This window comes from Alloacidobacterium sp. (genome assembly GCF_035631355.1).
GTDB lineage: Bacteria > Acidobacteriota > Terriglobia > Terriglobales > Acidobacteriaceae > Alloacidobacterium.
This window is the reverse complement of sequence record NZ_DASQIX010000061.1, coordinates 83,185-102,521: the sequence shown is the minus strand read 5'-3', so window position 1 is coordinate 102,521 and position 19,337 is coordinate 83,185. Positions and strand designations below refer to the sequence as shown.

Genomic DNA, 19,337 nt, shown 5'->3' with positions numbered 1-19,337 from the left:
GATTGTCAAGAACATCTTGGTTAGGGCGGAGTTAAAGTTTCGCCCTATAAAATGTCACGCCTTTCAATATTTGAGGTCCGCTCAGATCTCAAAATCGTCCACCATGCAGACAATAATAACGGTTTACGTTATTATCGTATTGCGTTATTATCCGGTTTGAATGATTGTCAGTTTCGCTGATCGCGACACGGAAATTCTCTGGGAAACAGGAAAAAGTCGCAGGATTCCGGCGTCGATTCGCGATGTTGCGAACAAGAAGCTGGCAATCTTGGATGCCGTTGTTGAGTTGTCAGAGCTGCTAGTGCCTCCCGGAAACCGGCTCGAAAAGCTAAAAGGCGACCGTGAGGGGCAGTTCTCAATTCGCATCAATAATCAATATCGGGTTTGCTTTGTGTGGAAAGACAATAATGCTCATCAGGTGGAGATTGTTGATTATCACTGAGGGAATTATGAAGACGTTTGCAGTTCATCCGGGAGAGATTCTTCTGACCGAGTTCATGGAGCCGATGGGATTGACTTCCTACCGGCTGGCCAAGGAAATTGGGGTACCCGTGCCTCGTGTGCATGATATTGTGCGCGCCAGGCGCGCGATTTCAGCTAACACCGCCCTGCGTCTGGGGAAGTACTTTGGGATATCGGCGCAATTCTGGCTCAACTTGCAGAACCGTTTTGATCTGGCAGAGGCCGCCCGGGACAAGACGATTGCCAAGGTGAAGCAGCGAGTGTCAGAGGCGGCATAATCTCAGAGTTTGTTTACTAATCAAATGCTGGATTGTAGTCAATCCAGCCACTTTGTCTGCTGGATTGAATATGCTTTTCGGCTTCAGATAGTGCTTCCTGCTGGCTTAAACAGGAGATCTCACGATAACCTGTCGACTCTTTCTTGAATGGCACTATTTGTTTGACTGTTCCCTCATAGATACGCACAGCGAATTTGTCGCCATCATACGATGCTGAAATCTGTCGATAGTGCCTTTGTGGATTGTCGCTGTAGAGAGTAACTGTTCGCAGGATTTGTTCGTTTGCCCGAGAAGTTTAGCAAGAGGGCGGTGGGCTCAACTCCAACCGCCGCTTGCTCAGATGGGGCACCTAATCTACTTTCCTGCGGCCTCCAATGTAGAAGCCGCACGGCTGATGGCTTCAGTCAGCGTTGACAACTGAGCAGCGGCGCGGGTGCTGTCCTTAGCGTCGATGGCTTCGTTTACTCCGGGAATGACGACGGCAGCGTAGCCGGTGTATTCGCCGGGGGCGTAGATGGTGTGCTTGAACCACGGACGGTTGGGCAGGCCGGCGGATGAGAGGAAGTCATCTTCGACCTGGCGTAGCTTGGTATTGAGTTCGGTTGGGTTGGCGGGGATGGCTTGCTGCTGCTTGTTCACGGTTTCGGCGGCAGTGGTGAAACGCTGCGCCGCGGCGAGGGCCGGGGCGAAGTCGAGGCCTGAAACTTTGGCGTCGTCGGCCTTCTTTTTCGCGGCATTGAGGTATTCGGTGATTTCCTTGCCGTAGGTCACATAGTCATAGGGCAGCACGTCGGTGTCAGCCATGTGCAGCACTTCAATGCCGAAGACGCGGGCCTGCTGCTGCTCGTAGACAAAGGTGGGGTCAGCGTTTTTGATGAACCAGTTGTAGTTGTCGAAGACGGAGTGATACACGCCGTAGGGGCCGCCGGAGCCGATGTCGGTTGACGGTACGCCGAGGTGCTGGATGAAGGGCGTGTAGTCGGAGCCACTGCCGAGGTCGCCGATTTCAACGTCGCTGTCCTTGTGTGCCGGCTGGCCCATATGCTCGTCGGCGGAGTGGCGGCGCGATTCGCCATTTGCCTGGCTCTTCTTCCACTGGTCGTAGACGGTGCCGCCTTTGGGGCTGGGGACTTCCTTTGTGACCTGACGGATAAAGATTTTGAGCGACGGTACGGCGGAGGCGTCGAAGTTGGGGCCGGCCACGCCGACGTCGGTGTTGAAGTAAGCCACAGCTTTGCTCAACGCAGTTGCATTGTCTTCGGCCCATTCCGTCGAGCCGATGAGTCCTTCTTCTTCCGCATCCCAGCTTGCGAAAATGACGGTCCGCTTCGGCTTCCAACCTGTCTTGAGCAACTCGCCGACACCGTGCACGGTTTCAAGCATGGCCGCGGTGCCGCTGTTGGGATCGACCGCGCCATAAACCCAGGCATCACGATGATTGCCGGCGACGACCCAGTCATCGGGCCATTCAGTGCCGGGGATTTTGCCGATCACGTCCCAGATGTCGCGGTAGGCGTAGTCCTGCTTGAGAACCATGTGGACTTTTACGCTGTCGCTTCCGCCGACGTGATAGGTAAAGGGTAATGCGCCCTGCCATTCATGCGGAACGGTCTGGCCGCCGAGCGCTTCAAGAATGGGCGCGGCGTCGTGGTAGGAGATGGGCGTGGCGGGAATCTGCGGCATGTTTGGCGCGGTGGCCGGGTTGATGCGCTTTGATTCAGGCAGGTCGGACGTGGAGGCGATGCCGGGCGTGCTGGCGTCGCCGGGATACTTGAAGAGGAACTGCACCGCGCCGCGCTGCACTCCTGTCTCAGGGCGGTAGGGGCCTTTGGGATACATGTCGCCACGGAAGTAGCCGTCATCAGCCGGGTCGGAGTAGATAATGACGCCGGCTGCGCCGCGCTGCTGGGCGATGTAAACCTTGACGCCGCGGAAGTTTCCACCATAGCGCGTGATGACGATTTTGCCCTTGACGCTGATGCCGAGGTCGTCGAGTTTTTTGAAATCTTCAGGGCGGCCGTAATTGGCGTAGACGACTTCTGCGGTCAGGTCTCCGGAGGGTGAGGAGCCATTGAAGGGCATGACGACGCGCGGATCGTCGTCGAACGGGTCGCCGGCAACGTGCTCTGGCGTGGGGCCGGTCATCAGTGTTTTGCCACTGGCATCGGTTGCGGTGACATGGATTTCTTTCGGCAGATTGAGCCATGCCTTGTAGGTCACGATCGAGGTGTCGAGCCCGGCGGCCTTGAACTTGTCGGCGACGTAGAGGGCGGTGTCGTGGTCTTCCTTCGATCCTGCGATATGGGGCGCGGCGGTCAGCGTTTTGAGTTCTTCACCAGCGAGTTTGGCGTCGGGCACGGCGAGAAACTGCTGGTCAATTTTTGCCTGCGCGGAGAAGTCGCGATAGCCGAAGACGGACTTGGGTGTGCCGGAATCCTGCGCGGGCAGGGAAATGACGAATGCGGAAAGGCAGAGGGAAGTGACAAGAGCACTACGGTTCAAAGGACTGCTCCCAGGGTGAAATGATGTGCAAAACACACAGATTACACTAAGGGTTGAGGGGCGTGGGTTCCTAATTCAGTTCATGGTTTCCCACCCTATCGCAAACTACGCGATAGGATGGGGCACCCGTGTGTTGTGCAGATGCTGAAAGAAGGTAGGCGGGGCCGTGGCTGAAGAGACAGTGCAGACGGAGGTGAATCCGGAGCTTGAAGCCGATCTTGTGCTGGAGCTGCCGGTTGCGGGGACACGCTGGCCTCCGATTGCGCGCGCGCTGCGCAACCATGACTACCGGTTGTTCTGGAGCGGATGCCTGGTCTCGAATATCGGCACCTGGATGCAGAATGTGGCGCAGGGCTGGCTTGTGCTGGAGCTTTCCAACTCATCGTTCTGGCTGGGGATGGTGGGGTTCGCGGCCTCGTTCCCGTTTCTGCTGTTTACGCTTTTTGGCGGCGTGATCGCCGACCGCGTGAGCAAGCGACATCTGCTGATTGGCACGCAATCCGCGCAGATGATTTTCGCCTTTGTGCTGGCGGGGCTGACATATTTCAAGATCATTACAATTGGACAACTGGCGCTGCTGGCGTTTCTTACCGGCGTATCAAATGCGTTGAATGCGCCTGCATACCAGGCGCTGGTGCCGCGGCTGGTTCCTCCGGAAGATCTGCAGAACGCAATTGCGTTGAATTCCGCACAGTTCAACACGTCGCGCATCGTAGGACCGACGCTGGGCGGCTATGCAATGGCGTATTTCGGCATGACTGGGAATTTTCTGCTGAACGGCTTCAGCTTCCTGGCTGTGCTTTGGCCGCTGCACCGGATGCGATATCCGGAAGAAAAGCGGGAGCGCCATGCAAGCGTGCTGCGAAGTCTGCATGAAGGCATCGTGTATGTGCGGCGCTCGCCGGAAATGTCAGCGATTGTGATGCTGATTGCCAGCGCCAGCCTGTTTCTGCTGCCGTTCATCACGTTTATTCCTTACTTTGCCAAAGACGTGCTCAACGCAGGCGAGCGCGGACTCGGATTTTTGATGGCGTGCTCGGGCATAGGCGCGTTGACAGCGGCGGGCATGATTGCAGCGTTGCCGAGAATTCGCTGGCGCGGGCGGGTGATTGTTTTCTGCGGCCTGTTTGTGATGACGGCGGTGATTGTCTTCAGCTATTCGCGCATCTTTGCGCTGTCGTCGGCGATGTCATTTTGCGAAGGTTTCGGTATGGTCACCAGCCTTTCAACGGTGAACGTGACCATGCAGCAGCTATCAAGCGACGAGATGCGCGGACGGGTGATGAGCATCTACGCGACGAGCTTTCTTGGTCTGCCTCCGGTAGGGTGCCTGATTATCGGCGTGCTGTCACGGCACATGGCGGCAGAGCACGCCATCGCCGCGATGACCGGGCTCGCGATGGTGTGCTATCTCGGGTTCTATATGCGGTCGAAGGCGCTGCGCGAGTTGGATTGAAGTTACGGTTGTGCTGCGCGCCTGCGGCGGCCGCTCATCAGATAAATCGTAGCGCGGGGATCAAACAAGGGATCACCAGCAGTCTCGATGCCATCGACCCGAGGGATGGGGTCGAAGATAATCTGGCGCTGCTCTGCTTCATTGTTGGGAGCGAATGCGTTCAGAGTGATTTCCCCGAATTTCAAGGCAGGTCGATCTTCCGGCCACTGAATCGTGGCATTGTCCACAACGTCATCTTGTCCGGCCAGCTGCACGGAAATTTCGAATTTGATTGGCCCGGCCATGAGTCTGCCTGCCAATTCATCAAAAAGGTAGTTGGGACCTTTGGCAGCGGCGTCGTCCGCCTCGATGTATTCGGTTCCGAATTCAGGGAAGACGCGATAACGGCCGTGGCTGACGCTTCCATCTGGACTTGTGAATTTGAACGCGCTGACAGCGAAGAAGTGTTCCCGCGCAAAGCTTGTGGGAAAAGGCTTGGGCATTTGCACGAAGGCCAGAGCCGCCGGATGCGAGCCGAGGAACTGCTCAATGGGATTCGGATGCGGGGCCGACGGGCCGCTGGCAGCGACTGCGCGCAGGAATTCGAGAAATTCCTCGGCAGTACGGGTGGGGAAACTGTTCGCGGAGTGGCTCACGATGTCGGTATGAACATGCTCGGCGAGATGGAAGCGGATGGCGCAGCCGCGCGGGCTGGCTCCCTGCGGATCGTTATCAGCAACGGACGGAACTCCTGCGAAGTCGGAGAAGCGCACGGAGACGGGCGTAGAAGAGTTGTGGATATGGGGAGCTTTGGTCAATGCCTGCGCTTCCTGCGAGGGAACAAATGTGCCCGTTAAAAGCACACCCTTTGCGTGCGCTGCGCGGAAGCCTGGGTGATAGCCCCCATCGACGTTGTCGAATGCCTGCAACAAATCTTTACCGAGAGCTAGAGCCTTTTCATCTGTGGGTAGCGGCATTACAGAATCTCCGACGTGGAATAGTTATCTTGTTACTCTAGGCGCAACGAGCAGATTTAATATTACGGGACTGCAAATTTGAGAGCCTTCCTTCACAGCTTAAGCAGCGCGATCAGCGTTCAGCACGGCAGCTTGGATTGTTTGCTTTTGGAATCGCTAGAAATGTAATGCTGGCTGCGGCGAATGTGAGCTTTCCCGCATGAACAGGTGCGCCTTTCAACTGCGGGAGAGCGTCATTCGCGCCTAATTCGAGTTCATGCCCGTTGAGGTCGACGTGCGTGCTCATTAAATCGCCGGATGAGAGAGTATAGCGTTCGGCCGGGCTGGGCATATCCAGCGATTGCGCCTCATTGCGGTCGGTATTGATGACGAGCACGGCTACGCCTCCGGGCTTGCCGCGCAAACAATGCGCGTAGATATGAAGGCCATTCGCAGAAGATGCACCGGGATCAAGAACTGTGGTTCCCATGAGCCTTCGCCAGAGAAGTGCGGCCCAGTAGTTGGGTCGAGGTTCCAGAGTAGTTTCGTCGAGCAGGCCGTAATCGCTGGCATCAAGCGTGTTGTGCATCACCACCTGGACGCCGTGATGGGCCAGAGTTCCCAACTGATTGAGATAGCGGAAGCTGTCGAGGAATGTTGATGCCCAGGGATTGCCTCCACATGCGGCATCGGCGGTCTCGGTGAGCCAGAGCGGTTTGCCAGGGTCAAATTTGTCGCGGAGATTTGCATAGAACGCTTCCACTTGATCGGTGCGCGCGAGCCATTCATCGGAGAGTGCCGCTTCCTGCGTAGTTTGCATGGCAGCGCCACCCATACCTGCGCATCGTTTGGAAACGGCGCCATAGAAGTGATAGGAGAAAGCATCGAAGACAGGGCCTGTTGCCTGGAGCAGGTCTTCGCTTCTGAGTACGCCGGGCATCGATGCGGGCATCAGCGTTCGCCCTTCCCCTACCGATCCGGGGCCGAGAATCACCATGTCCGGAGCGGTTTTGCGGATGAATGGCACGAAGACGGAAATGTCGCGTCCGTAGGCCGCCGCGTCATAGCCTTTTGGCGCTCCGCCGAGGGTCGCGATCGTTGGCTCATTCATGAATTCGGCGGCGGCGATGCTGCCGCCAATCGAATGAGTGTACGCGAGGAATTTGGCTGCTTCCGCGGGAGTCCACACGCCTGCCGCATCGCGCGTGCCCGCGCTGGTGGCGAAGGAGGTAACGATCTTTGCATCGACGGCGTGGGAAAAATCGACGACGCTCTTCCACTGCTCGCGTGTGAGCACGCCGTTAAAGCCAGTGGGGGGAGTTTTCGGCGGCGGGCCAGCTGAATCCTGAAAATACGTGGTGTTGGCCCACGTTCCGCTGACGCGCATGTAGGATGGCCCCAATGCGGCAGCCAGCTTGCGCCGGCGTGGATTCGCGAAATCGATAGGCGGACGGTACTGATACATATTGGGGTTCATACCGGCGGGTGTGTGCGATTCGGATGAATCGGTCGGCGGTTCCTGAGCTTGCGTCTGGTTGTAGGGCTTCCAGAAGCGTCCCCCGGTGACTTCAAGCATTTCGATATTGAGGGAGAGGAACCGCTCGTCAACGGAGCCGATACGGGTCATAGTTGCTGGCGTGAGGGAAATAGGAGACTTGTCATCGCCGCCTGCATACGCTGCTGTGATTCCGAGCATGGCCAGTGCCGCAGCCGCGCAGAATTTTGAATATCGGTTTTTGCTCATGCGCACCGGCGTAATCGCCCCCAAACATTTATGCCACTAACTGCGTGCAGTGCGCGCAGCGCTTTGCTTCGACAGGAATATCGCTGAGGCACTGCGGGCAGGGATGTGTCTTGGGCGGCTCGGCAGGAGCGGGGAAGAAGCGGGCCAGCAGCTTGTTTACGGGCAGTACAAAAAGGAAGTAGACGGACGCTGCAATCAGCAGGAAGGAGATAAGTGAATTGAGAAAATTGCCATAGGTAATCTTGCCGCCATTGAGTTGAAAAACGAGGGCAGAGAAGTCGGGCTTCTTGAAGATTGCGGCGATCAGCGGGTTGATGATGTCCTTCACCAGGGAATTGACGATCGCGGTGAAAGCAGCGCCAATGACGACCGCCACAGCCAGATCCACTACGTTACCGCGCAGAATGAAATCACGAAATCCCTTTAACATGCCTGTTTCCTCCAAGTCGCAATACGCTGACATCCTACAGCACAACTCGTCTCGATTGTGAAGTGGAACCATACAGAGTGGCGCCCGGTTTGTAGGATGGGCAGCGCGTCAAGTATTCTGCTTCGTGCTTAAAAAGCAGGAGCGGTGAATTGAGAAAAGTAGCGGCAAGCGCGGACGAGGCGGTGCGGGACATTCCGGATGGCGCGACGATCATGATCGGCGGCTTTGGGTTAGCGGGTATTCCGGAAAACCTGATTGCCGCGCTGGTGCGGCGTGGCGTAAAGGGACTGCACACGATCAGCAACAACATGGGAGTGGATGGCTCCGGCATGGGCCTCATGTTGGAGGCTGGTATGATCTCGTCGCATTCCGGCAGCTATGTAGGCGAGAACAGGCTGCTTGAGGGCAAGGTACTCAAGGGCGAACTGGATCTCACGCTCATTCCCCAGGGGACGCTTTCCGAGCGCATCCGCGCTGGCGGCGCGGGGATTCCCGCATTCTATACTCCTGCGGGCGTGGGAACGCTGGTGGCTGAGGGCAAAGAGACGCGAGAGTTCGATGGCAGGCCGTATCTTCTGGAGCGATGGCTGCGTGCTGACTTCGCGCTGGTGAAGGCGTGGAAAGGCGATACCCTGGGGAACCTGATTTACCGTAAGGCTGCGCGAAATTTTAATCCGATGATGGCGACTGCGGCGAAAGTGACAATTGCAGAAGTCGAGCATCTGGTTGAGCCGGGACAAATCGATCCCGATCAGGTGGTTACGCCGGGAATTTACGTGAAACGCATTATCGAGGGTGAGAAATACGAGAGGCAGATCGAGCGCAGGACGCTGCGCAAAGCCTGACCATAGCATCAAAGTTTTCTTAAATTATGCTTGCGTTCTGAGCGGTCCTGTGGCATAAATACTACGTGATGCGTACTACTCGTAGCGTAGTAGATGATAAAGATGGCCTGGGGCACTATTCGGACCCGCCGCTGCTGGTGCTTGCCAGCCTCGCGGATGGGCCAAAGCATGGGCACGCCATGATCGAGGACATTCTTCGGATGTCGGGTACCCGGCTTGGGCCGGGCACTTTGTATGGCGCAATCGCCCGGTTGGAAAAGCAGGGGCTGATAAAGCCACTGCCTGCTGACGAGCGACGCTATCCTTACCGATTGACATCGCAGGGCGAGAAGGTGCTGCGCGCGCAGCTGGCGACTCTACGAAGGTTCGTGCGCGCAGGCTTGCAGAAGCTGGAGGCGTGATGCGACCCGATTTGATTGAAGTTTTGTTGCGCCTATACCCGCACTGGTGGCGGAGTCGTTACGAGGCGGAATTTACGGCCCTGCTTGAAGAAACGCCGCCGGGACTTGCCAGCCTGCTGGACATCGTTGTGTGCGCCATTTCTACACGAGTGAGTTTGTTTGTGGAGGAAACAATGGTTCATCCTGTTCAACGCGCTTTGCCGGCTTTGTTCGCGGCATGGCTGATTGCCGTCGCTGCTGGAATTAATCTATGGGCCTCTGTCGATGACAATCCGCTCGTGGCTTCGATGCGAAGCCATGCGCCGTGGATGAACAGTTGGCTGGCGATTGAGCTTGGTTCGCTTCTTGGACTGGCTGCGGTTATGGCGGCGGGGCTGCCCCTGCTGGTTGCGGTGTTCAGGCAAACGCAAGGCGCACAGCGGCGCCAAATGTTGGTTCGACTCATGGCATTGCCGGTGGGAGCGGCTGTGGTATTGCTTTGGATCGGAACGGTGTTGATCGGAACGCGTGGTCATTGGGCGCCATTGCCCTGGGCGGTTACCGGCGACTGGTTCGTTGCGCCGGGGTGGCCTTCGTTGCTGACACGCTGGATATTCGGCGTGACGACGCTTGTTCTGCTGCTCGCGACAGGTTTATGCAGTGCGATTGGTTTTCGTCAGATGATTCAGGAGGCGGCAGCTCCGAGTCTTCTTCATTGGCGATTTGTAGGCCGGATGTCAATTGTGGTGCTTGCCGCATCACTTCTGCTGATGGCAATTGCTACAGGGTTGTGGGGACTGTTCGCCAGTCAGTATGCGTCTGCGATCTTTCATGCGAACTTCGGAGGGCTATTGAACCTCAGCACGTTCTCATCCTGGTTATTGAGTTTCATTTTGTTCACTGTGGCTGCCGTAATCGCAATCCGCAGCGCACGGCAGTACAACGCAGGCGTCGCTTTACTTTGACGGCGTGTGCGTTTGCCGAATCTGCTCCTGCAATTGAGAGCAAAGGCCCCGATACTTCATCACAAAGCGTGCATCGGCAAAGAGAGTTACCGCGCCGATAAAGAAGGATGCGGCAAGAAGCCACTTCTGTGGTTTTGTCATCGCCTTGGGCATCTGTCGGAAGCACAGCGCGATGGCAAATGCCGCAAGAGTCGCGCAGACAGTCATCGATGGCAGACGGTCGCAGTAGATTCCGTGTGAGCCGAACGCGAGCCACGCGGATGCGGCTGCGATCATCACGGAGATGACGAGTGTCACAAGGGGCCTGGATTTCATCTGGATCATGCGAGAACTGTTTGTCTAGATTGTCAGCTTAGACGAACCGGCACAAAGCCCAGTGCCTTCACAAATAATTCAGGCAATCATTTCTTTCAGATGTGGGCTGATTTTCAGTTTTGCTTCCGTGGCATTTTGTACGTCAGCGATGGTGAGCCCGGGAGCAATCTCGTCGAGCACCAGGCCCGCGGGCGTGACGCTGATCCATGCCATTTCCGTGGCGACGGCGTCGACGACTTTGAGGCCTGTGATCGGCAGTGTGCAGCGGTGGAGAATTTTTGGCTTGCCGTCTTTCGTGGTGTGCTCCATGGCGACAATAACGCGCCGGGCGCTGGCGACGAGGTCCATGGCGCCACCCATGCCCTTGACCATTTTCCCGGGAATCATCCAGTTAGCGAGGTTGCCTTCTTCGTCGACCTCCATGGCGCCTAGAATGCTGAGATCGATGTGGCCGCCGCGGATCATAGCGAATGAATCGGCGCTGGAAAAATAGGATGTGCCCGGAAGCTCAGTAACGGTTTCCTTGCCGGCATTGATGAGGTCAGGGTCTTCTTCGCCTTCAGTGGGATATGGGCCAACGCCCAATATGCCGTTTTCAGACTGCAGAACGACCTCAACACCGGAAGGGACGTAATTTGCGATCAAGGTCGGCATGCCAATGCCGAGGTTCACGTAATAGCCGTCGCGTAATTCGCGCGCGACACGCCTGACGATGCGCTCGCGTTTTTGGCTCTCCTGCTGTTTGCCAGACGTAGAGGGTGTGGCGTTGGATAGAGTAGACATAGTGGTCGTTTTCGAGATGCCTCCGGCGTTTTTCAATCTTCGGGCGCGGTCGCTGGCGCGCGGAACCATTTTAGTCCTTGGAAGCCTGGCGATGGCCTTTGCAATGTCGGGCTTCCCCAATGCACGGCCATCCCTGGAACTTATCCTGCCTGCTTTTCTTGCGCTTTATGGGACGTATGACACCGCGCGTTGCTTGCAACTGCGCTGGAGTTTTTATCATGGAGGCGTACTGCTGTTGCTCTACATGGATGTGATGGCGCTGGCGATGATTTTCTTCCTTCTGCTTTACCCCTATGGAGGATGGATCCAGTAGGCCTGCTTTCAGTCGCCCTTCAGGCAGCAAAGATTGCAAGGCATTGCAGATGAGGAATTACACGCCCGTAGTGTCAAAAGTGCACGATTCGGGGCGGCCCACTTGGCCTTGTACCTGTCAGAATGTCCGGGGAACTAGTACCGCTATGCGGTACATCTTTTGTATCCCAGACTTGCCAGGAAGATAAGCAGGAATGATCTCATCAGCAAAAGATTTGTTAGTTTTGCGTTAGTCCTGGGTTGTGACTTTAAGCTAACTTCCACAAACTCATTAAGTTACCAGAGGAAATGACTATAGTGCACGAGATATGTGCATTGAGCGTCAACAATTCTAACAAGTTGTTGTTTCCAAAAGAGTTCTCTTCGCGTATCTTTTGGCACAAAGAATGCACTAGTAAGCTGTTCAAGTGTCGATAAAAATAAGCAGTTGTGTGTCTGATATCGCTTTAGGTAACCCACAAAATTAAGGAGAGAGTTTGTGAAGAAGCTTTGGGCCCGTAGTATGTGGTTTGGAATTTCTGCTTTGATTCTTGGTGTTGTGTCCACTCAAGCTTATGCTGGCATTACAGGTAGCGATCCCCGCCCGCCAAAGACGGGCAATGGCCTGGTAATTGGACTTGCAAACGATAGTACGCTGGTGGCCGGGATTACCGGCAGCGACCCGCGTCCGCCAAAGACGGGCAATGGCCTGGTAGCCGGGATCACCGGCAGCGATCCCCGCCCACCGAAAACGGGCAATGGCCTGGTAGCTGGCATTACGGGCAGCGATCCGCGTCCGCCGAAGACCGGCAATGGTCTGGTAGCTGGCATTACGGGCAGCGATCCGCGCCCGCCGAAGACCGGCAATGGTCCGGTAGCTTAATCCTCATGGGACTTGCATCCTCCCGAAATCGGAACTCCTCAACTGAGTTTCGATAAAACGTGCTGAATCTGCACTTCCCCAGAGTAGTATCGTGCTGTGGGTTTGACTCTGACAGCACAAGTATTGTGGGCGGCGGGCTTTTTGGAGCACGCCGCTCTTCTCTTCGTGCTGCTTGTGCGCAGGCGCTGGAGGATCTTTCCTGTATTTACGGCGCTGATCGGTTTCAATACGTTTCGCACAATTCTTCTTGCGCTGCTTCTAGTGATCTACAAATCTCCCAGCTCAGATCAGTATGCATTCGCATACTGGGGTGCTTCTTTTGTTGACTTGGCATTGCAGATTGGCATTATTTATGAGCTGGCACGGGTTGTTCTAAAGCCGACGGGGACCTGGGTACTGGATGCAAAAAGACAATTTTTGATTTATGGCATTATCGGTGCGGTCATTGCAGCAGCCATTGCTTATGGTATTAATCCAAGTTCGCCTACGACCCGCGATTTCTGGATTGAAAAAGGGGAGCTGTTCTCCGCGATGCTTACACTGGAGCTCTTTGCTGCGATGCTTTTTGCTTCCAGCCGCTTGGGACTGGTAGGGAGCAGCCATGTGATGCGGCTGGGCCAGGGATGGGCCACCTGGGCGATCGTGGCTTTGTTGGCCGAAGGAATCTACAGCCATTTTGGCCCGGACTGGCATAATGATCTGCCGGACACCGTTAGAATTTTGGTATATCAAGCTGTGACTATTTACTGGATAGTAACCCTATGGCGTCCGGAACCGAAGCATCGTACACTATCCGCGGACATGCAGGCCTACCTTGACAGCCTTCATGTACAATTGCAGTCAGAACTAAAACACGTTGGCAGTATCGGGAAACAATAACTGCATATGGCATACATTGCGTTAGGCTTATTTGGGCTGGTGGCTGCTGTTGCGCTGGTTTATGCGCACATTCGGTCTCGCAAGTTGCTTTCAAAAGACTGGCAAGAGCTGGTCACATCGATTGAACCCATGCACATGCGCGGGCTCGAGATGGTTGCTCTTGACCACTTGGAGCCGAAGAAGAACCAGCTTCGGCTGGAGCCGGATGAAATCTGGGGTCTGGTTGGCGGCAAAGAAGGTCTGCGGCGCATGGAGCACAATGCCGATCTGATGATCGCGCTGGCCGCATACGTCAGAAATTGGAACCACGACCAGTCCATCATTGTTGCTGAACGCATTCGCCACGATTCCATCCAATTGAAGCGCGCGGCGCGCAGGATTCGCTGGAGCCTGCATATGCGGCGTGGTCATCTGCGGATTCCTTTTTATGTGCACCAGGCAGCTGCCTCTTATTACCTGATGACCAGGCGGCTGCTGTCTCTTTACGAGACGAACCAGTACGTTCTTTATCCCGCGCTTGCGGGAGCGCTGTAATTTAGCTGGCTTCTGAATTTAGGAAAAACTGAAAGCCCAGGGCAATGCTCCTGGGCTTTCAGTTTGTAGCGATTTTCCTCTTACCTCTTACCTAGTTGCGGCAGCGGCTTCCAATTCAGCCAATGATTCGGCATATGGCGCGCGTAGCACTCCGCGTTCTGTAATGATGGCGGTCACGTATTTCGCCGGCGTAACGTCGAAGGCAGGGTTCTCAATGCTGACGCCATGGGGGGTAAGCTGCTTCCCGGCATGGTGTGTCACTTCGCGTTCCGGACGCTGTTCGATGGGAATAGCGCCGCCTGTTGGCGTAGCAAGGTCAATTGTGGACCAGGGCGCGGCGACGTAGAAGGGAATGCCATGCTCCTTGGCCAGAATTGCTACGCTGTAGGTCCCGATTTTGTTGGCCACGTCGCCATTGGCAGCTATACGGTCTGCTCCAACGACAACTGCTTTGATTTTTCCCGCACGCATGAGACTGGCGGCCATGTTGTCGCAGAGGACGGTGGTCGGGATGTTGTCGTGCATAAGCTCCCACGCTGTAAGGCGGGCGCCCTGCAGGAAGGGACGAGTTTCGTCCGCATAGACATGGATGCCGTGACCGCGCTCAACCGCGGCACGGATGACGCCGAGAGCGGTGCCATAGCCGCAGGTGGCGAGTGCTCCGGCATTACAGTGCGTGAGCACACCGCCGGATTCGGGCAGCAGGTCTGCTCCGTGGGCACCCATGGTTCTGCAGGCAGCGATGTCCTCGTCATACATAATCTGCGCTTCTCTGATAAGAGCTTCAGAAATGGATTCGCGGGTGGCGGTAGGCTGCGCGGCAAGCGTGGAGAAGTGATTTCTCATACGGGCAATGGCCCAAAAGAGATTCACTGCAGTCGGTCGAGTGGCGGCCAGGGTGTTGCAGATAATGTCGAACTCGGCAGCCAGATCGGAGATGATTGCGGCGCGGCTCTGTTTGACCCCGAGCGCTACACCCATGGCAGCGGAGACGCCAATAGCGGGTGCTCCACGCACGACCATGGTAGTGATGACGTCGGCCACCTGCTGGTAGCTGGTAGCGAGCACATAGGTTTCTTCAAGCGGAAGCTTCGTCTGGTCGAGGAAGCGGACGCCTTCGCGTGTCCATTCGAGTGTGGGAATCATCCTACTTACAGTTTACAGGCCGCAGAGGGTTGCAGGGTTTTGGCTTAAATGCAAGCAAGCCGCTATCCTGAGAGACGGTTCTATCATTGCCACCATTGGCGGATTGTTGATTGTGACTCATGTCTAATTTCGACGCAATTATCGTCGGGGCCGGGCAGGCTGGTCCTTCATTGGCCGGACGCCTCACGCAGGCGGGCCGCAAAGTTGCCATGATCGAGCGCAAGCTTTTTGGTGGAACCTGCGTCAACACCGGCTGCATTCCGACAAAAACGCTGGTGGCCAGCGCTTATGTCGCGCATAAGGCGCGCACTGCCGCGGAGTACGGAGTATCGGCGGGCGCTGTTTCCGTTGATATGAAGGCGGTCAAGGCGCGCAAGGATCAAGTCTCTGGCAAATCGCGCACCAGCGTTGAAGGCTGGCTTCGCGGCATGGAGAACTGCAGTGTCTACACCGGCCATGCCAGTTTTGAATCTGCGCATGAAATACGCGTAGGCGACGATCTGCTCTCAGCCGAACAAATTTTCCTGAATGTTGGCGGACGCGCGAACATTCCCGACATACCGGGTGTAGACACTGTGCCGTTCCTGACGAATGTAGGCATTCTTGAACTTAGCACTTTGCCTCGACACCTTGTAGTTGTCGGCGGCAGCTACATCGGTCTCGAATTTGCGCAGATGTACCGTCGCTTTGGCAGTGAGGTCACGGTTGTCGAGATGGGCCCGCGCCTCGTGCAGCATGAAGACGAAGACGTCTCGGAGGCCATTAAGTGCTTCCTCGAAAAAGAAGGCATCCACATCCGGCTTAACTCGAAATGTATTCACCTGGAAATGCGAGGCAGCGACGCGGCCGTGGGCGTTGATTGCGAATCCGACGCTTCAGCCAGTGTTGGTTCTCATGTCTTGCTCGCCGTCGGACGCCGCCCCAATACGGACGATCTTGGCCTCGAACGCGCGGGAGTTGAGGTTGACGAGCGTGGCTATATCAAAGTCGACGATCAGCTGCGAACCAGTGTTCCCGGCATCTGGGCGATGGGCGATTGCAACGGCAAGGGCGCTTTTACCCATACGTCATATAACGATTTCGAAATCGTCGCCGCCAATCTGCTCGACAACGACCCGCGCCGTGTAAGCGATCGAATCCCCGCGCACTGCCTCTACACCGATCCGCCACTTGGCCGTGCCGGAACGACGGAAAGGGAAGTGCGCAAGTCAGGAAAGCCTGCGCTCATGGGTATCCGGCCGATGACAAAAGTAGGCCGAGCTGTCGAAAAGGGAGAAACTGAAGGCTTTCTCAAAATCCTGGTAGACGCTGAAAGCAAGCGAATCCTGGGGGCATCGCTGCTCGGAACCGGATGCGATGAAGTCATCCATTGCATCCTCGACGTGATGTATGCGAAGGCGCCATACACGACGCTGCAGCGCGCCATGCACATCCATCCCACCGTATCGGAATTGATTCCGACAGTATTAGGCGACCTCAAACCTCTGAAGTAGATAGCTTTCAGTCGTTATTTCCCGATTCGGTCCGATGTGCATACTTAATGATGTCCACATCCGAGAGCACAACCAGCCCTTCCTGCACCATCTGGTCCACAACCGGCAAAAATGCTTTCAGCTTCTCTTCTGTATCCACGACAGTAAGCATGATCGAATTGTCACGCGAGAGATGAAATGGCTTTTCCTTGTGGACTCTGCGATGCGCGCCATAGCCGGAGATGCCGCGATAGACCGTCACTCCAGCAAGGTCATGCGCGCGCATGGCCGTGACCAAAGCCTCATGCAAAGGCTTGTCCTGCCAACGGTCGCTCTCGCCAATAAAGACTCGCATCAGCTTCGCCTTGCCTTCAATCTTGACGTGCGGCGCAGGCGCCTTCACTGACTTTGCCGGCTGCGGAGGTTTGGCGATAGTCGTTTCCTGCAACTCGATCATGCCGGTTCCCGCCATCTCCTGAAGTTGCGGTAGCAATTCGTCAACTTTCTCTTGCGTCTCGACAAATTCGATCTTCATCGGCATGCGATCGGAAATATCAACCATGCTTGCCGAGTGCAGATGGTGGTCCGCGCCAAAGCCCGCCACGCCTTTCAGCACAGTTGCACCCGAGACTCCACGAAAGAAGAGAAAATCAAGGATGCTCGAATACGCCGCTGCGCCTTTGTGCGTCGATCCTTCGCTGACGTAGATGGAAACCTTGATTGCCTTTCCGGTATTCAACATGGCTTCTCCAACTCCGCAATCATCATCGTGCTCACAAGCACAACCGCGCAAGCAGCACGCCGCACCACACGGCCACCAGGCCCAGAAAGCAGCTCAGGACAACATATGTGGCGCCGATTAGAAATGCGCCTGTCTGCAGGTTGGCAAAGGCCTCCCATTCAAATGTTGAAAAGGTGCTGTAAGCGCCGACAAAGCCGATGGGGATAAGGAATCTCCATGCGGTGCTGAACTCTGGACGGCGGCCCAGCAGTGTCATGGCGAACCCTATAACAAGACATGCAGATATGTTAACGACGAAGGTGCCATAAGGAAATTTCGTCCCCATGCGGTTCGTAACTGCCGAGCCGACCCAGTAGCGGGCAAGAGAGCCAAGTGCGCCGCCCACGGCAATGTAGAGATAGTTCTGCAAACAGTACCTCCTTTGAGGCCTAAACCAGTCCAGTCTGTATGCAGGAAACGCGCCGGGAAAATGCGACTCCACGACAGGGTTCCCTGTCAGGAGTCATCATCTGTCCGGCCTATGAGGAGGGACAGCGGTTAAGGGTGAACTCCTTCACCGCAACTAACTGAATTTATTGTAGCGCCACAGTGCCTGTTATAAACAAGTCCAGTGACATGAATGCCTCTGCGCACCTTGGCGGACCTTAGCGTCCTTTGCGGTACAGCTATTTCCAGCCAGAGCAATATACCCGTTAAGCCACGCGCTCAATCACAAGCGACTGAATCGTGACCGGAGTCTTTGGCTTGTCCTGTGCGCCGCGGGCGACGTTGGAAATCTTGTCAACCACGTCCTGGCCCTCGACTACTTCGCCGAAGATGGTGTGCTTGCCGGTGAGCCATGTTGTGGGGGCGACGGTGATGAAGAACTGCGAGCCATTCGTGTTTGGGCCTGCATTGGCCATGGCCAGCTTGCCTTTTTTGTCGAAGGAGTGCGGAGAGCCCTTCGTCTCGTCTTCAAACTTGTAGCCGGGTCCGCCGAAGCCGGTTCCCGCCGGATCGCCGCCTTGGATCATGAAGTCGGGAATGACGCGATGGAAGATCGTGCCGTCAAACAGCTTGTCGCTGCTCTTTTTGCCGCCGACGGGATGCGTCCACTCGCGCTTGCCCTCGGCGAGCTCGACAAAATTGGCGACTGTTTTGGGCGCTTCTTTTTCAAAAAGACGGCAGACGATGGTTCCTTCGCTGGTGTTGAAAATCGCGTATGTTCCGGTTGTGCGGGGCATGTGTACTCCTTGTTCTTTTACGAAGATTAGTCCGAAATTCAAACCTGGTTTTAGGTAGAAGCACCGGGTTTCAGAGGATGCTGAAAAGTTGCTGTTTCGTAAGGGCACGGCTTAGCCGTGCCGTAAGTAATACAAAATCAGCGCGGCTTTAGCCGCTGAGGTAATAGTGTTTCTATTCAATTTCAGCAGCCTCTTTAGCCCGGCTTAATTAATTAATTAGATGTTGCTGCCGACATGACGGGCGCAGCAGGCAGCGGCTGTCCATTCGGCACTATAGTGACCTTCTTCAAAATCACGGGATCGACCGGCTTGTCGTTGCTGTCGCGCTCGACACGCGCAATCGACTTGACCACAAGGACGCTCGAATCGTCGCACTGTCCGAAGATCGTGTGCTTGCCGTTCAGATACTCGGTTGGAACCTCAGTGATAAAGAACTGCGAGCCGTTGGTATTGGGTCCGCTGTTGGCCATTGCGAGGCGGCCCGGAACGTCAAAGTTCAGGTTGGGATCGAACTCGTCCTCGAACATATATCCGGGATCGCCCATGCCGGTTGCCGTTGGGTCGCCGCCCTGGATCATGAAGTCGGGAATGACGCGATGGAACTGCGTGCCGTCATAGAGCGGCTTGCCGTGCATCTTCTTGTGCGTGACTGGATCGGTCCAGTCCTTCGTTCCCTGCGCGAGTCCGATAAAGTTTTCGACCGTCTTGGGCGCTTCCTTTGAGAAGAGCTTGCAGGTAATGCGGCCCATGCTCGTGTCCAGCACTGCTGTTGGCCCCGTAGGCTGCGGACTTACATGCGCCTGCGTGTCGGGCGAATCCGGCAGTTCCTGGTTGGTGGCAGGAGTTGTCGCTGGCGGCGTAGTCGGCGGAGTGGATTGCTGTGCGAAAAGTAGCGATGACGAAAGAAAAGCAAGCGAAGCTAGGCGAGCGAATGCGTTCATGCAGTATCCCAATGGTTAGGGTACAGGAAAATGCCTCGTCTCTGCACTGCCAACAAGGTGGTTGTTTAGACAAGGCAATGTTTTATTAAACAGCAGAGCAGGGCGCAGGGTCTGCACGAAACAGATCCTTC

Annotated in this window: 22 protein-coding genes and 1 riboswitch; of the genes, 11 read left to right on the top strand and 11 right to left on the bottom strand. The window is 55.9% G+C overall.

The features are described 5' to 3' along the window. The first annotated feature begins 160 nt into the window (after nt 1–160). Both VEV40_RS10745 and VEV40_RS10740 read left to right on the top strand, forming a co-directional pair. On the top strand, nt 161–442 hold the full coding sequence (locus tag VEV40_RS10745) for a type II toxin-antitoxin system RelE/ParE family toxin (RefSeq protein ID WP_324832234.1): 282 nt from the start codon (nt 161–163) through the stop codon (nt 440–442). A 7-nt stretch (nt 443–449) separates the two neighbouring features. Beyond that, nucleotides 450–740: a HigA family addiction module antitoxin gene (locus VEV40_RS10740; RefSeq protein WP_324832233.1), complete on the top strand. Its 291-nt coding sequence runs from the start codon at nt 450–452 to the stop codon at nt 738–740. A gap of 354 nt (nt 741–1,094) precedes the next feature. On the opposite strand, the gene VEV40_RS10735 is transcribed toward VEV40_RS10740, so the two are convergent. Then, entirely contained in the window at nt 1,095–3,242 is a 2,148-nt protein-coding gene (locus tag VEV40_RS10735; protein ID WP_324832231.1) for a M28 family metallopeptidase, read from the bottom strand. Nucleotides 3,243–3,408: 166 nt separating this feature from the next. Between VEV40_RS10735 and VEV40_RS10730 the strand changes: the two genes are divergently transcribed. Then, nucleotides 3,409–4,698 carry an MFS transporter gene (locus VEV40_RS10730; RefSeq protein WP_324832229.1) on the top strand — a complete coding sequence of 430 codons (1,290 nt, stop codon included), beginning with the start codon at nt 3,409–3,411 and terminating at the stop codon, nt 4,696–4,698. Nucleotides 4,699–4,700: 2 nt separating this feature from the next. Here VEV40_RS10730 and VEV40_RS10725 read toward each other — a convergent pair whose 3' ends face one another. From VEV40_RS10725 to mscL, 3 genes are all read right to left on the bottom strand, one after another. Next, on the bottom strand, nt 4,701–5,654 hold the full coding sequence (locus VEV40_RS10725) for a catalase family peroxidase (RefSeq protein WP_324832228.1): 954 nt from the start codon (nt 5,652–5,654) through the stop codon (nt 4,701–4,703). A 112-nt stretch (nt 5,655–5,766) separates the two neighbouring features. Further along, on the bottom strand, nt 5,767–7,377 hold the full coding sequence (locus VEV40_RS10720; RefSeq protein ID WP_324832227.1) for a hypothetical protein: 1,611 nt from the start codon (nt 7,375–7,377) through the stop codon (nt 5,767–5,769). A 28-nt stretch (nt 7,378–7,405) separates the two neighbouring features. Continuing rightward, nucleotides 7,406–7,807 (bottom strand): large conductance mechanosensitive channel protein MscL, encoded by a 402-nt coding sequence (mscL, locus tag VEV40_RS10715; RefSeq protein ID WP_324832226.1) that lies wholly within the window; start codon nt 7,805–7,807, stop codon nt 7,406–7,408. Nucleotides 7,808–7,956: 149 nt separating this feature from the next. Between mscL and VEV40_RS10710 the strand changes: the two genes are divergently transcribed. The 3 genes from VEV40_RS10710 to VEV40_RS10700 all read left to right on the top strand — a co-directional run bounded on the left by VEV40_RS10710 (nt 7,957) and on the right by VEV40_RS10700 (nt 9,997). After that, a complete protein-coding gene (locus VEV40_RS10710; RefSeq protein WP_324832225.1) occupies nt 7,957–8,652 on the top strand; it encodes a CoA transferase subunit A in 696 nt (231 codons plus the stop codon). A gap of 68 nt (nt 8,653–8,720) precedes the next feature. Then, on the top strand, nt 8,721–9,053 hold the full coding sequence (locus VEV40_RS10705) for a PadR family transcriptional regulator (protein ID WP_324832224.1): 333 nt from the start codon (nt 8,721–8,723) through the stop codon (nt 9,051–9,053). After that, entirely contained in the window at nt 9,053–9,997 is a 945-nt protein-coding gene (locus VEV40_RS10700) for a hypothetical protein (RefSeq protein WP_324832223.1), read from the top strand. The genes VEV40_RS10705 and VEV40_RS10700 overlap by 1 nt, the downstream gene beginning before the upstream one ends. On the opposite strand, the gene VEV40_RS10695 is transcribed toward VEV40_RS10700, so the two are convergent. Together VEV40_RS10695 and VEV40_RS10690 are read right to left on the bottom strand one after the other, a co-directional pair. Beyond that, nucleotides 9,989–10,312, bottom strand: coding sequence for a hypothetical protein (locus VEV40_RS10695; protein WP_324832221.1), 324 nt, complete (start codon nt 10,310–10,312; stop codon nt 9,989–9,991). The two genes, VEV40_RS10700 and VEV40_RS10695, sit on opposite strands and share 9 nt — an antisense overlap. Before the next feature lie 78 nt (nt 10,313–10,390). After that, a complete protein-coding gene (locus VEV40_RS10690) occupies nt 10,391–11,095 on the bottom strand; it encodes a CoA transferase subunit B (RefSeq protein WP_324832428.1) in 705 nt (234 codons plus the stop codon). Between the two features lie 91 nt (nt 11,096–11,186). Between VEV40_RS10690 and VEV40_RS10685 the strand changes: the two genes are divergently transcribed. The 4 genes from VEV40_RS10685 (at nt 11,187) to VEV40_RS10670 (ending at nt 13,682) form a co-directional block, all read left to right on the top strand. Further along, on the top strand, nt 11,187–11,408 hold the full coding sequence (locus tag VEV40_RS10685) for a permease (protein ID WP_324832220.1): 222 nt from the start codon (nt 11,187–11,189) through the stop codon (nt 11,406–11,408). 477 nt (nt 11,409–11,885) lie between these two features. Beyond that, the gene (locus VEV40_RS10680) at nt 11,886–12,269 is read left to right on the top strand and encodes a hypothetical protein (RefSeq protein WP_324832219.1); all 384 of its coding nucleotides are present in this window, start codon (nt 11,886–11,888) and stop codon (nt 12,267–12,269) included. A 96-nt stretch (nt 12,270–12,365) separates the two neighbouring features. Then, on the top strand, nt 12,366–13,148 hold the full coding sequence (locus tag VEV40_RS10675) for a hypothetical protein (RefSeq protein WP_324832218.1): 783 nt from the start codon (nt 12,366–12,368) through the stop codon (nt 13,146–13,148). A gap of 6 nt (nt 13,149–13,154) precedes the next feature. Further along, nucleotides 13,155–13,682 carry a hypothetical protein gene (locus tag VEV40_RS10670; RefSeq protein WP_324832217.1) on the top strand — a complete coding sequence of 176 codons (528 nt, stop codon included), beginning with the start codon at nt 13,155–13,157 and terminating at the stop codon, nt 13,680–13,682. A gap of 87 nt (nt 13,683–13,769) precedes the next feature. On the opposite strand, the gene mtnA is transcribed toward VEV40_RS10670, so the two are convergent. Continuing rightward, nucleotides 13,770–14,828: an S-methyl-5-thioribose-1-phosphate isomerase gene (gene mtnA / locus VEV40_RS10665; protein WP_324832216.1), complete on the bottom strand. Its 1,059-nt coding sequence runs from the start codon at nt 14,826–14,828 to the stop codon at nt 13,770–13,772. Between the two features lie 119 nt (nt 14,829–14,947). On the opposite strand from mtnA, the gene VEV40_RS10660 reads away from it, so the two are divergent. Then, nucleotides 14,948–16,321: an FAD-containing oxidoreductase gene (locus VEV40_RS10660; RefSeq protein ID WP_324832215.1), complete on the top strand. Its 1,374-nt coding sequence runs from the start codon at nt 14,948–14,950 to the stop codon at nt 16,319–16,321. A gap of 7 nt (nt 16,322–16,328) precedes the next feature. Here VEV40_RS10660 and VEV40_RS10655 read toward each other — a convergent pair whose 3' ends face one another. From VEV40_RS10655 to VEV40_RS10640, 4 genes are all read right to left on the bottom strand, one after another. Further along, nucleotides 16,329–17,042: a DUF190 domain-containing protein gene (locus VEV40_RS10655; RefSeq protein WP_324832214.1), complete on the bottom strand. Its 714-nt coding sequence runs from the start codon at nt 17,040–17,042 to the stop codon at nt 16,329–16,331. 31 nt (nt 17,043–17,073) lie between these two features. Then, nucleotides 17,074–17,451 (bottom strand): fluoride efflux transporter CrcB, encoded by a 378-nt coding sequence (gene crcB / locus VEV40_RS10650; RefSeq protein WP_324832213.1) that lies wholly within the window; start codon nt 17,449–17,451, stop codon nt 17,074–17,076. An 80-nt stretch (nt 17,452–17,531) separates the two neighbouring features. After that, nucleotides 17,532–17,609: riboswitch (Fluoride riboswitch) on the bottom strand. Nucleotides 17,610–17,734: 125 nt separating this feature from the next. Beyond that, a complete protein-coding gene (locus tag VEV40_RS10645; RefSeq protein WP_324832212.1) occupies nt 17,735–18,265 on the bottom strand; it encodes a peptidylprolyl isomerase in 531 nt (176 codons plus the stop codon). Between the two features lie 212 nt (nt 18,266–18,477). Further along, nucleotides 18,478–19,206: a peptidylprolyl isomerase gene (locus VEV40_RS10640; RefSeq protein ID WP_324832211.1), complete on the bottom strand. Its 729-nt coding sequence runs from the start codon at nt 19,204–19,206 to the stop codon at nt 18,478–18,480. Between the last annotated feature and the right edge of the window lie 131 nt (nt 19,207–19,337).

Coding starts and splice junctions, on each gene's coding strand:
- VEV40_RS10695 (WP_324832221.1), bottom strand. CDS start 10,312: ATGAAATCCAGGCCCCTTGTGACACTCGTCATCTCCGTGATGATCGCA.
- VEV40_RS10640 (WP_324832211.1), bottom strand. CDS start 19,206: ATGAACGCATTCGCTCGCCTAGCTTCGCTTGCTTTTCTTTCGTCATCG.
- VEV40_RS10655 (WP_324832214.1), bottom strand. CDS start 17,042: ATGTTGAATACCGGAAAGGCAATCAAGGTTTCCATCTACGTCAGCGAA.
- VEV40_RS10660 (WP_324832215.1), top strand. CDS start 14,948: ATGTCTAATTTCGACGCAATTATCGTCGGGGCCGGGCAGGCTGGTCCT.
- mtnA (WP_324832216.1), bottom strand. CDS start 14,828: ATGATTCCCACACTCGAATGGACACGCGAAGGCGTCCGCTTCCTCGAC.
- VEV40_RS10690 (WP_324832428.1), bottom strand. CDS start 11,095: ATGTCTACTCTATCCAACGCCACACCCTCTACGTCTGGCAAACAGCAG.
- VEV40_RS10740 (WP_324832233.1), top strand. CDS start 450: ATGAAGACGTTTGCAGTTCATCCGGGAGAGATTCTTCTGACCGAGTTC.
- VEV40_RS10745 (WP_324832234.1), top strand. CDS start 161: ATGATTGTCAGTTTCGCTGATCGCGACACGGAAATTCTCTGGGAAACA.
- VEV40_RS10670 (WP_324832217.1), top strand. CDS start 13,155: ATGGCATACATTGCGTTAGGCTTATTTGGGCTGGTGGCTGCTGTTGCG.
- mscL (WP_324832226.1), bottom strand. CDS start 7,807: ATGTTAAAGGGATTTCGTGATTTCATTCTGCGCGGTAACGTAGTGGAT.
- VEV40_RS10720 (WP_324832227.1), bottom strand. CDS start 7,377: ATGAGCAAAAACCGATATTCAAAATTCTGCGCGGCTGCGGCACTGGCC.
- VEV40_RS10645 (WP_324832212.1), bottom strand. CDS start 18,265: ATGCCCCGCACAACCGGAACATACGCGATTTTCAACACCAGCGAAGGA.
- VEV40_RS10685 (WP_324832220.1), top strand. CDS start 11,187: ATGGCCTTTGCAATGTCGGGCTTCCCCAATGCACGGCCATCCCTGGAA.
- VEV40_RS10705 (WP_324832224.1), top strand. CDS start 8,721: ATGCGTACTACTCGTAGCGTAGTAGATGATAAAGATGGCCTGGGGCAC.
- VEV40_RS10725 (WP_324832228.1), bottom strand. CDS start 5,654: ATGCCGCTACCCACAGATGAAAAGGCTCTAGCTCTCGGTAAAGATTTG.
- VEV40_RS10700 (WP_324832223.1), top strand. CDS start 9,053: ATGCGACCCGATTTGATTGAAGTTTTGTTGCGCCTATACCCGCACTGG.